The 13195-nt window shown below is 39.6% G+C and carries 7 protein-coding genes; 3 read left to right on the plus strand and 4 right to left on the minus strand.

Translation table 11 applies throughout. The features are described from left to right. Positions 1-29 precede the first annotated feature (29 nt). Complete coding sequence (fabZ, locus tag QZ995_RS16530) at positions 30-455, plus strand: 3-hydroxyacyl-ACP dehydratase FabZ (RefSeq protein ID WP_301808941.1); 426 nt, start codon at positions 30-32, stop codon at positions 453-455. A 341-nt stretch (positions 456-796) separates the two neighbouring features. Here the strand turns inward: fabZ and QZ995_RS16535 are convergent, their stop codons facing one another. From QZ995_RS16535 to QZ995_RS16550, 4 genes are all read right to left on the minus strand, one after another. Further along, entirely contained in the window at positions 797-2026 is a 1230-nt protein-coding gene (locus QZ995_RS16535) for a DUF438 domain-containing protein (protein ID WP_301808942.1), read from the minus strand. Between the two features lie 314 nt (positions 2027-2340). Continuing rightward, entirely contained in the window at positions 2341-3030 is a 690-nt protein-coding gene (locus QZ995_RS16540; protein WP_301808944.1) for a Crp/Fnr family transcriptional regulator, read from the minus strand. Positions 3031-3251: 221 nt separating this feature from the next. Next, positions 3252-3959, minus strand: coding sequence for an iron-sulfur cluster repair di-iron protein (gene ric, locus QZ995_RS16545; RefSeq protein ID WP_301808946.1), 708 nt, complete (start codon positions 3957-3959; stop codon positions 3252-3254). 406 nt (positions 3960-4365) lie between these two features. Continuing rightward, complete coding sequence (locus tag QZ995_RS16550) at positions 4366-4884, minus strand: hypothetical protein (protein ID WP_301808947.1); 519 nt, start codon at positions 4882-4884, stop codon at positions 4366-4368. A 356-nt stretch (positions 4885-5240) separates the two neighbouring features. On the opposite strand from QZ995_RS16550, the gene QZ995_RS16555 reads away from it, so the two are divergent. Then, complete coding sequence (locus QZ995_RS16555) at positions 5241-8522, plus strand: non-ribosomal peptide synthetase (protein WP_301808948.1); 3282 nt, start codon at positions 5241-5243, stop codon at positions 8520-8522. Between the two features lie 6 nt (positions 8523-8528). After that, complete coding sequence (locus QZ995_RS16560) at positions 8529-13181, plus strand: type I polyketide synthase (RefSeq protein WP_301808949.1); 4653 nt, start codon at positions 8529-8531, stop codon at positions 13179-13181. The last annotated feature ends 14 nt before the right edge of the window (positions 13182-13195 follow it).

The raw sequence follows: 13195 nt of genomic DNA on the forward strand, positions 1-13195 counted from the left end.
TAATCGGTAATGATTCAGGGGGAATAGTGTTGATAGATACTCAACAGATTATGGATGTGATTAGACACCGTTATCCATTTCTTTTAGTGGATAGGATATTGGAGTTAGAAGAAGGAAAGAGAGCAGTTGGAATAAAAAATGTTACAGCTAATGAGGAATTTTTTACAGGACATTTTCCGAATTATCCGATTATGCCAGGTGTGTTGATTATAGAGGCATTAGCTCAGGTAGGAGCCATTGTGATGCTGACTAAGGAAGAAAATAAAGGGCGGTTAGGGCTTTTAGCCGGTATAGATCATTGTCGTTTTAAACGTCAAGTTAAACCTGGAGACCAGATTCGTCTAGAGGTTGACATTACTCGATTAAAAGGTGTTATTGGGAAAGGCAAATGTATTGCTACAGTTGATGGAGAACTAATTTGTGAGGCGGAAATAATATTTGCATTTGGGGATTAAAAGGGGTGGGTATGGTTTTAAATTAACTTAATAATCATTATGTAAACTAAATTTCAATGAAGTACACATAATCCTTATAGTAGTTTGGCTACAAGTGCATAGGAAAAGCACCCTAGCTGCTAAAATAGGGGAATCCTCATTAGTTTCTGGAGCAATAGCTCGTTCTAAAATATAGAGTATGATCGTAAAAAGCCTTCACAAACTCGAATTATTATTTATTTTTAATTGCATAAGAATGAGCAGCATGAACCGCATGAACCGCTTAAGGAGGGTGAACCGCTATACAGCTAGGATTCATCCTCCCTGGAAAACGGCCAAGGTAATTCATGACAATCTCAAGCTTAGGAGAGTATTCGTTTTTCGCCTTCAATTTCTTGAATAGGACTAATATTTTGCGTAAACTCAAGGGTGCCCATATACTCTCCATCTTCACTTCTTATAGCGAAATAGCGAATGTATACATATTTGTCCTGAAACTTAATCCAGAAATCCTCACAATCTTTATTTCCAGCTTTAAAATCCTCTAAGAGTTTTTCAACGATATGAACGCTTTTCGGAGGATGGCAGTTTTGAACTGTTCTGCCTATTACTGCTTTCGTGCGGGCAAAAATCCGCTCTTTTCCATGGGAGAAGTAACGCACTACATCATCCTGATCAATGAATGTAATGTCCACTGGCAAGTGATTCATGATTAGCTCTAATTGCTGTAGTGAGAGAATGCCTGTTTCCAAATGAATAAACCCTTCAGATATAGACTGTTGTGCGATATCTTTTCTTTCAGGTTTCCATACACCGGCAGGGCCTGTTAAGCAAAAACCAATCTCATCACTTTCATGAGCAATTTTAATCCATTGGTCTTCAGTAAGATTTTGCAATGCCATTGGAAATAAGATATTTTCCTCTTTAAAAATCATTTCGTTAACTTCGCGGATAACAAAAGAAAGTCCATCTAAGACTGCTTTTTTAGCTCCATTGTAGTTTGTTAATTTTTGTTTAACATCCTTAATGCCATAACGAATGCCGTCATCGACTCCCCACATAACTTTTGTTGGCCCATAGATGCCGTATTTCTCTAGAAAAGGGAAAAGTAAATTTTCTTTTCGGCTGTAATGTTTATCGATATCCAGCAACAGATTTACGTCTTCCATAAGCAAATAGACGTTTTCTTTCCTATCGTCTTTTTCAAAATGTTCATAATGCTGCTTTAGTTTAAAGTTCACAAGATGATTTATTTCTTTATTCTCAAGCTTAAAGGTATGGATCGGATGGCCAGGTTGGTCTTCTGGTTGTTCTGATCTATGGATTTCCTCAATGGAACCTTTAAAGATGGCTGCATGCACCGAGCATAGGCGCTGTACCTCTTCAACTGGGATTCCTTCTTCCTCCATGAGCGCTTGTTCCAGTTGAGAAATTTCTGCAACCGTAATATTCCCAACAGCTTCTTCAAATTGAGCTTTCACATCTTCCACACTTTTTCCTTGATGAAGATTTTTTATAATTTTTTTTAGGATAGCTTGTCTTTCAAATGTATTCATGCTTTTTTGTTCACGATTATTAATTATTTCACTCATAGGAATTCTCCTTTACTATTTACGTGTTTTATCATTTTGATAAATTACCAACGCAAACTATTTACCTAAACCATTCAAATTCGTCAGTGTACTCATCTTTCACAATGATTGATATTGATTCTCAATGATAGTGTAGCATAGAGAGAATGAATATTTTGTGAGTGAAATCACAAAGGTAATTTTTAAAAGGTTTTACTCGAGTTTGTGTAAGGAAACTGATGGGGGACAGGCATTTAGGCTATAAACAGATGCTTCTCATTAAACTTGAATTATTACTTCCTATTTATAAGATTAGACGGTGGCAGAGGTTGCCATTACACGATTTCTTCCTGCAATCTTTCTGGAGTCAGAATGAAGAATCCGTTTTCATCAATATCAATCAGCTTTTTTCTTTTTAACTGATTAATTGTGCGGTTAATTGTTTCCCGAGAAGTTCCAATCATATTCGCGAGTTCACGATTCGTAAATTGAGTTGTTAATTTGTATTTATCATGAATCTGTATTCCATTTGATTTACATAAGCGAAGCAATAGCATAATAATTTGTTCATAGGTATCATGAAGAATTTTTTCCTCTAATCTATTCTGGAGATCCACAATCTTTTCTTCTAGAATTTTAAACAATGTAATACATAAACGAGGATACTGAAGCAAAACATTTTCAAAATCAGCGATTGGAATAACAACTAATTCTGCAAGCTCTAGTATCTCGGCATTTGCTGGAAAGGTGCCTTTTTGAAAGAACCCGGCATGCGGAAACATTTCTCCAGCCTGAAGCACAGAAACAATCTGTTCTCTACCGGTTTTATCTGTTTTTTGAATTTTTACCTTACCCGAATGGATAAAAAATACACGATCAAGCGGATCACCCTGTAAAAATACAAAAGACCTTGCTTTATACGTTCGAACCTGAGAAATATTCACGATAGTTTGAAGTTCTTCATCAAAAAGTTCTTTAAAGACGGGTATATTTCGTACATGCTTCCTAATTAATTCTTCTGTCATATAGACAACTCCTTACCCGATCTAGGCATAATTCTTTCTATATAATATCTACGGTTACATGCAGCAAAAGACTGGTCTAGAAGGAAGGCAAGAGGTTTTTGCCATTGTGCTTGTACATTGAGATATTGCATGATTCCTGTAATCTTATAGTCGAAACATAAAATAGATAAGAAATGGGATATGAGCGACTTTTTACTCATGTCCCATTTCTTAGAAGAGGGTTAGGTTCGTGCTATTGCACGTGGGAACAACACATTATTTTCTAGATGGATATGCTGGAATAAATCAGCTTCAAGTGCCTCAAGCCGTTGATAGACCAGACGATAAGTACCGCAAGCTCCTTCTGGTGGGGTAAAGTCATTTGTAATGGTACGAAGTTCTTTGATAATATTGCCTGCGTGGCTATGCTCATTCTCCAATTCTTCGACTACCTTGCATAGTTTTGTATAATTTTCATCTGTTGCATGTTGCTCAAATGCTAAAATCAACGGGAAATCTTCTGTCTCCTCTTTAATTAGATGCTGTTCCAATTCTGTTTTTAACTCATGAAATAACTTATGAATTCGAGCTAAATGTGGTTGTTGAGATCCATGAACCCGTAGCACTTTTGTTACATAAGGGCTTAACTGCGGCAATTCTTCATTTAAATAACGATGATGTTTATTCACAATATAATCAATTAATTCGCTGTAAGAGGCAGTTCTCCAATCAATTACAGATTCATGTAAAAGCTTTGTATCATGATACAGAGTGTTTAATTTTGTTAAAACCTCATCAGCCAATAAATTTCTTTCTTTAATAGCATCAATAAGGGGTCTGTTACCGCCGCAGCAAAAATCTATTTTATATAATTTGAAAAGGTCGCTTGCCTTTGGAAATTCTGTTACAATCTCACCAATAATAGAAGACTCAGTAAATGTATGTTCCATATGAATGCCTCCATAAAGTTTAAAATTTTGTATCTAGATTAAGAATATGAATAAATTTAAGTTCATGTCGTGATTTCAATCACTTAAAATGTGTTAATTTTGTCATCACTTGTTTTAACCATCCGATCATTCCACAAAGGAAAATAATGTACAAATTAAAGTATTGCTAGAAAGTGAATGTATTAAAGCTGGAGACTTTCAGAGAATCTAGGGGTAAATGGGGGTGATGCTTTTTTGCAGGGGAAGGGCAGGAGCAAGGAATTTTTATTTTATTTAAAAGAGACTAAAAGGCTGTATCCCAACATGCTAAAGAACATAAAAAACACCTCTGAAAGGCGGCGTCCATCACACAGGAAAGACAAGCAACCACGACAAGAGGTGTTTTTCAGGCTATTAATCTTAGTTTTTAATGGGTGATGGGAGTACCATCAGGAATGGTATTTTGCAAGGAAGCTGGAAGCGTAATGATTTTATTCCAATCAAAGCTGTATTTGTTAAATGCCGCCTCGCTAACAAAACCGCGTTTTACAGTCCTTCCGTTCTCATGATCTATTAAATATACCGTTGGGTTGTTTTGATATTTGATCAATTGGGTGTTTTCGTTAATAACTGGGCCATCAGGAATGCCATCAAGTGATAAGAATGATTGAATGCCATCCCATGAACGGAATAATCTGAAATACACGGCCTCGCTAACAATTCCTCTTTTCTTTCCATCCATAATAAGAAATACGGTAGGATCATCGACTACCTTAACACGTAAACCGTTGAATCGATTGGGATCGGAAACCTTTGCATCCAATGATTTTACAGTTGTAATCGGTTTGGAATCAACTCCTGTTGCTTTTGTTGCAGCATAAGCTGGAGAAAAATACATGCTGGCTAAAAGTGTGCTGATCATCAGAGCAGTAAGACCTTTTTTCATTTGAACCCTCTCCTTGTAAGCAAAATAGAAACATATATTAATTTCTATATAATGGAATTTAATCCTTTTATTACTTAAAAATTTATACGTAATAAAAATATTCAGATTTGATTGACATTTCAAGGCGGAATTAGGATAATTTAGTAAAGTATTAGTTAAATATTAAATATATACCATAAAAATCTACCTTTTATGGCTACAGGAGGAATGTCTATTAATCTTTTCGCCATGTGTTACCCAATAAATATTTATCTATTGTTCGTTGTATAAAGGATAAGTATTTATACAATGCTTCTTTTTTATGAAGAAGTAAGATTTGGTGTCGTTAAAATTTTACATATGGGAGGGCAGCATTTATGTATGTAGAAGCAGTTCCGTCCTATCCGTTGACCAATGCCCAAAAGCGAATTTGGTTTGTGGAAAATATCTATCCGAATGTAGGGGTAACGAATCTCGCCGCTTCGTTTACTTTTTCTTCAAGCCTGCGACATGATATTTTGATTAAAGCAATTCATCATTTTATTAGTGAAAATGACTCAATTCGCCTCACAACTATCTTCAGTCAATCTGATACAAATAAGTTTCCCATGCAAACGATTTCCGAAGACATCCATCCAAGTATACCCATAATTGATTTTCGTTTTCATGATCAGAGAGAGCAGGCTATTCAAGAATGGCTTAGTCAAACCACGAAACAGCCTTTTTCCTTCTCGGAAGGGCCATTGTATTACTTTGCCATATTACAAAAAACAGATACAGAGACCATTCTCTATATGAAATTCAGTCATCTGATCGCTGATGGTGTAGCGATGCTCTATGCCATTAAAGAAATTGTTGCTTGCTATCAGCAGTTAGCAAGAGGGGAAGAGCGGGAGAAGCAAGTAAAGCCTTCCTATATAGAAATGCTAGACAGAGAAAGGGAATATCTTGAGTCCAGGCGCTTTTCATTGGATGAGGACTATTGGAGCAGTCAGTTCGAAAAGGCTCCAGAACTAGTAAGTCTTAGTAATCAAGATGAGCTGTCTCGCAATATCGCTAGTGGACGTCATAGCCTGTTTATACATTATGATCTTCGTAATCAAATTGAAGCCTTTTGCGATACATTTGGGATCAGTCCTAATGCATTTTTCCTAGGAACCTTCTATCTATACCTCTATCGGATCATGGGTAAGAGAGATGTTACTGTAGGACATATTATTAGCAATCGCTCAAATGCTCGTGATAAACATACATTTGGCATGTTTGCAAGCACGCTCCCGTTTCGCCATATGATAAATCCTAATTTGGATTTTGTTAGCCATTGTCAAGAAATCGCCAAACAGCAAAGAAAAATGCTACGGCATCAAAAATACCCCTATCAAACATTATTGTCCAAGGTGAGGGAGCAGCACCCAGATGTCCAGCAGCTCTTTTCAATAGCAATGGAATTTCAGGTGTTAGAATTCGAAATGCAGGATGATTTGCGTTATACAACTGACATACAATTCAGTGGATACGAGGCACAGGAGTTAGTTCTACATATTAAAGATCGACGTGATATGAAAAGCTATCAGCTAGATTTTGATCACCATTTGGATATATTTACTGAAGAAGAGATTAGCGTATGGAGCGAGCGGTACCGAACAATTATCGAAAGTGCTTTAAAAGATCCGAAGAAATGCATTAAGGAATTGGACTTGCTTTCTTTAGAAGAAAAAACAAAGATTTTGGTTGATTGGAATCGAACAGAAAAGGAATTTCCGCTAGAGAAAACCTTTGTCGATTTATTTGCAGAACAAGTGAGCAAGGTACCAAAGCATCATGCGGTAGAGTTCGGAGAAAAGGCACTAAGCTATCAGGGATTAGATGAGTTATCTACTTGCATGGCACATACGTTACGAGAAAAAGCCGGAAGAGAAAGCATAATCGCGATCATGCTTCCGCGTAGCATCGAGATGATTGTAAGCCTGCTGGCTGTAAGTAAAGCAGGTGCTGCTTATCTGCCTATTGATCCTGATTACCCACCGGAACGAATTGCGTACATGCTTGAGGATAGTGCCGCATCTATTTTGCTTACAACGGGAGAGCCTGATCTATCAGATCTTGGCTTTTCGGGAGAGAGGATCGACGTTTTACAGTTTGTAGCAGACATAAAGCGTTCTCCAAGGGTAAATAGTCACTTGGAAACACTATGCTCCCCCGATCCTAATGATTTGGCTTACGTCATCTATACCTCTGGTTCGACTGGCAGGCCAAAGGGTGTCATGATTGAACACAAAAGTCTAAGCAATTTAATCTTTGCAACACGCGATTTGCATAAAATATCGCCTGAAACCAGGATGGTACAATTCTGTTCCTTTAGCTTTGACGCCTCTGTGCGCGAAATTATTCCGACACTTGCTAGCGGCGGTACAGTATGCATGGATACGAAAGAACGCTTATTTCCAGGCAAACAATTGATTGATTGGTTAGATGAGAAAAGAATTAATATGGCAGCAATTCCAACCTCGGTAATGGCTTTACTTCCTGATGCAGAGCTTTCGCATCTTCAAACTTTGGAGGTAGGCGGAGAAGTTTGTCCTGCTACTGTTGCCGTTCGTTGGGGGAAAAATCGTCGTTTTTTTAATTCTTACGGACCTACTGAAGCAACGGTATGTTCTACTAGTGGCCAGTATGTATTTTCAAATAGACAAGAAGAGCTGAACAACCCGGTACCACCGGACATTGGACTGCCTATTTCAAATGCCAAAATATTTATATTAGATGAAAACCAACAGCCCGTTCCTGTTGGCGTGATTGGTGAGGTGTATATCGGTGGCGCTGGTTTGGCACGTGGATATTTGAATCGAGAGGACTTGACTAGGGAAAGGTTCGTCTATGTTGAGTTTGATGAGCTTGGGCAGGGGGCTATTCGACTTTATCGCACCGGAGATTTAGCTCGATTTTTACCTAATGGACGCATTGCTTACGCAGGTCGAATTGATGATCAGGTGAAGATACGTGGGCATCGAATTGAGATCAGAGAAATCGAACATGTTCTGCGTGAGCATCCAGTAGTCAAGCAGTGCGTGACGGTAGTGGAAGATGATGAGAAGTACGTTAAGAAATTAGTTGCCTATGTTGTGCCTATTTCTCAAGAAGAAGGAGCTTTTATTTCTCTAGCAAAAGAATTGCGAGAATTTTTACAGGGAAAGTTGCCTTTCTTTATGATTCCAAATGCAATCAAGATACTCGACAATATTCCATTGACTCCAAACGGCAAAATCAATCGCCAAAAATTACATTTTATTGAAGAAAATCAACCCAATAGTGAAGTCGATCAGGCAGCAAATTTGGCTCCTATCTCAGAAATAGAAAAAACGTTGACAAGAATTTGGCAGCAGGCGCTAGGGGTTGAACAGGTGGGTATCCATGATCATTTTTTCCATATTGGCGGAGATTCCTACCGGTTATTTCATGTTCACCAAGAAATTAATGAAATATTCAGAAGAGACTTGCCGGTTATTGATATGTTTCGTTATCCCACCATCCATACATTGGCACTTAGACTGAGTCAGGAGATGAGCAGTGTGTCAACTGGGACTGTAAATAGGGAAATAGCTTTGAAGCGTAAGGAAGCGATGCAGAAACAAAAACAGATCAGAAAACGTGGGAGGTAACAAAAGATGCATGAATTGATAAGCGAGGAAATGCAATCCTCAATTGCCATTATCGGTATGTCAGGAAGATTTCCGGGTGCTAGAAACATAGAGGAATTTTGGCAAAACCTTCGTCAAGGGAAAGAATCCATTCATTTCTTTGATCCGAAAAGGGAAAAAAAGATTCCAGCAATGGGCATTTTGGAAAATATGGCCGAATTCGATGCAGCGTTTTTTGAAATGACTCCACGGGAAGCAGAGATCACGGATCCTCAGCAACGCTTGTTCCTCGAAACAGCATATGAGGCCTTAGAGCAGGCAGGATATGATCCGGAGAAGTACAGTGGGAGAATTGGGGTTTACGCAGGCAGCGGGCAATCTGGATACTTAGCCCATGTCCATAGTCATCCTGCCATTGTAGATTCGGTTGGAAGCTTTCAGATCATGCTTGCTACACAACCTGATTTTCTTTCAACGCGTGTATCATACAAGCTAGATTTAAAGGGTCCGAGTATAGCGGTGCAGACAGCTTGCTCTAGCTCCTTGGTAAGCGTACATATGGCATGCCAAAGCTTGCTTACATATGAATGTGACATGGCTTTAGCAGGTGGAGTATCAGTTAAGGCTGATCAAAGTAATGATCTTGAATTTCAAGAAGGCAGCATTTTGTCCCCGGACGGGCATTGTCGTGCCTTCGATTCTAATGCCCAGGGAACAGTAATTGGCAATGGGGTTGGAGTTGTTTTGCTTAAACGTCTAGAGGATGCCTTGGCCGACAACGATCATATCCTAGCAGTTGTAAAGGGAACAGCAGTTAATAATGACGGTAAGCAGAAGGTGGGCTTTACGGCTCCAAGCATTACTCATCAAGCAGAGGTAATCAAAGAAGCTCTTAGCATTGCTGATATTAATCCAGAAACGATTAGCTATATAGAGGCACATGGAACAGGTACAACACTGGGAGATCCGATTGAAATAGCGGCACTAACAGAGGCTTATCGTGAGCATACATCCAAGACAGGCTATTGTGCGATAGGGTCCGTAAAAACCAATATTGGACATCTTGATAACGCATCGGGAGTGACAGGTTTAATTAAAACAGTGCTGGCCCTTTCCCATAAACAAATTCCTCCAAGTCTGCATTTTGTTGAAGCCAATCGGCAGATCGACTTTGAACAAAGTCCCTTTTATGTAAATACGCAGCTCACAGAGTGGAAGACGGGTGATTATCCTCTTCGTGCTGGAGTTAGCTCGTTTGGTATAGGAGGAACAAATGCACATGTAATCCTAGAAGAGGCACCTGTACCTGCCAAAAGAGAAGCCGTTTCACCTAGTGAGTGGAATGTACTGCCTCTCTCTGCCAAGACACCAACTGCTCTTATGCAGGCAAAAGAAAATCTAGCTGCATTCTTTGACAAAAACCCAGAGGTAGATCTAGGGGACGTAGCATATACGCTGCAAGCACGAAGAAAGGAGTTTACTTATCGAAGCGCTGTGATTGCTCGTGAAACTACATCTGCGAAAATGCTTTTACAAAACGAGTTTATTCCCTTTGCTCACTATCAGGGCACCTCTGGGGAATTGATCGTAGAGGGAAAAGTGGTCCAAAGTCCTTCCGTCGTATTCATGTTTTCAGGTCAAGGCTCTCAATATGTGAATATGGGGCGAGAACTATATGAGACCGAGAAAATATTTAGAGAAACGGTAGATTATTGTGCCCTGCAAGTAACAAAACAAATTGGCATTGATATACGGGAGCTGATGTATCCGGCTAAGGAGCTGGAGGAACAAGCAAAAGAACAATTACATCAAACCATCTATGCCCAACCAGCTCTTTTTATCATTGAATACGCTTTAGCCAAATTACTGGAATCATGGGGTGTTCGCCCACATGCCATGATCGGTCACAGTATAGGTGAGTATGTCGCAGCTTGCCTTGCCGGTGTACTGTCATTGGAAGATGCTCTGTCTTTGGTTTCAACACGAGGTGTCTTGATGCAAAAAATGGAGAAAGGCGCAATGCTAGCAGTCGCACTAGGAGATTTACAGGTTCGTGAATTATTGCAGGAACATGGTGGAGAGCTATCAATAGCAGCTGTGAATAGTCCGATATCTACTGTTATTGCAGGTACAGATGCAGATATTTGTAGCCTAGAGAAGTTGATGGAAGACAAAGGTATTACATCTAAACGGTTGATTACCTCTCATGCTTATCATTCGATGATGATGGAGCCTATGCTAGAAGAGTTTTATGAAGCGCTCCAGCAGAGGACCTTCCATGAACCGCTAATTCCGTACATTTCTAATCTTACAGGTGAAAAAATTACTGCTTCACAAGCAACAGACCCTCTTTATTGGCAAAAACATCTCAGAGAGACCGTTCACTTCTCTACAGGAGTCCGCACCCTGATGGCAGAGCCAAATTGTATTTTTATTGAGGTAGGACCGGGCCGGTCGCTTGTCTCTCTTGTACGACAGCATAGAGAAACGCAGCAGGCGATCACCTTCACCACCCTACCATCGGCGAAAAAGGAACACTCAGACGTGGCTAGCCTACGATTAACGGTTGCGGGCTTGTGGTGCCACGGAGTGGAGATGGATCAGTCTGCTTTAGGAAATCATGAAAACGCTCGCCGCGTTCATCTTCCAACCTACCCTTTTGAAAGAAAGAGCTACTTCCTGGAGAAAAAGGAACATCCAGCAAGTAGTCATGCAGAAACATTCGATCGAAAGAGAAGAGAAATGGCTGATTGGTTCTATATTCCTGTGTGGAATCAATCAAGCAAAGCTTACTCTATCGAAGACGCGGAAAACTTTTCTACCAGTCAAAGATGGCTGATTTTTCAAGATGAGCAAGGCTTAGGAAAGCAAGTAGGGGAGTATGCTGAAAGGCTTGGGTTTGAAATAGCGACTGTCGTTCCTGATCGGACGTTTTCTAAAATTGGTGAAAATGCTTATACCGTCAATATCATGAGTGAAGAATCCTACGAAGAGTTGTTTAAAACCTTGGATACACAAAATTCTCTGCCAGATAAAATCATTCACATGTGGAGCATTCAGCATACAGACGAGCAAGAATCAAAGCAGGGGGATGAACACTTAGAGCATTATAGTTTATACAGCATGCTATACATCGCTAAACAATTAGGAATATATGCATTTCAACAAAAAATGGAAATCATTGCAATGTCGAATAATCTCCAGGAAATATCCAATGAAGAGATTCATTTGCCAGTACGATCAACCATACTCGGACCTCTGCGTGTACTAGCACAAGAATATCCGCAGGTAACAACACGTTACATTGATGTTCAACTGACAGATATGTTGCCTCACAAATCAGATCGCTTGCTCAAAAACGTGTTGGATGAGATTTTGAGTACTCCTTCTGATTTTATGGTCGCTATTCGCGGGACTCACCGATTTGTTCAAAAATTTAAACAAACAAGATTGCCAGAGAAGAAATCCCATTCTTATTCCCCTTCTTTCCGTGATAAAGGCATATACCTTATTACAGGTGCCACGCAGGAAATAGGATTGTCGGTAAGTGAAGAGATAGCCAGCTCAGTAAACGCTTCACTTATTTTGATAGGGGATCCGGATTTTCCAGCAATGGAGCATTGGGATAGCTACCTGCAAGCTAATGATGCAAATGACGAGATTGCAAGTAAAATCAAACGAATCCGTCTTCTTAAGCAAAATTGTGAACAGCTACGTTATTACTCAGCTAATTTGACAGACGAAGAGGAAATGAGACAGGTGATTCGTTCAGCGGAAAATAGCGCGGGAAGGATTACAGGTGTTGTTTATGCAGCAGAACGATTTAGCTCTGGCTTCATCCCGTTGAAAAGTAAAGATTCCTGCTATCAAAATATTGCACAGCAGGTGTATGGCCCACTCGTCTTAGAAAAGCTCATAGACCATATGAACATAGAGTTTATGCTCCTATTCTCTCGTACATTCTCACTAACAGGCGGGGTAGGTCAAATGGACAATTGTGTAGCAAATGTCTTTTTGGATACATTTGCGAGATATCAAACTGCAAAAGGAATACCTACTATTGCGATTAACTGGGGCATGTGGAAAAACGATAATTGGATTCACAGCCAAACAGGAATGCCGCTAGAAATGCAGTTGCATATGGAACAATTACAAGAAAAATACGGAATTACAGCCAAAGAAGGCACCCAGGTCATGAACCGTATTCTTACAAGCGACTATTCTCAAGTGATTGTTTCTACACAGGACATTCATTCTGCGATTCAAGAATTCAGTCAATACGATATCTTACAATCGAGCACTCCTTCTCACCGAGCTAATGAGCATCTCAAGCAAGCAGCTGATAAATATGTTGCACCGCGTGATGAGACGGAAAGGAAAATAGCAGATATTTGGCAAGATCTATTCGGTATCTCTGCGATTAGTACGCAAGCTAACTTTTTTGAATTAGGTGGCAACTCTCTACTTTCCATTCAGCTTGTTACACGTTTGAGAAATACGTTCTATAACGATATTCCGATGGATATTCTTTTCCAAAATCCGACTATTGTCGAGTTAGCTCAAGCGATAACGATGTCTCAGATCGGGCAAGAGGAGATGGATGAGATCGAGCGTATGCTGAGTGAAATCGAGAAAATGTCACCAGAGGAGCTGTCACTCAAGCTTGTTAACGAAGTATAAAGGCGAGAACAATT

Source organism: Brevibacillus laterosporus, from assembly GCF_030489605.1.
Lineage (GTDB): Bacteria > Bacillota > Bacilli > Brevibacillales > Brevibacillaceae > Brevibacillus_B > Brevibacillus_B laterosporus_E.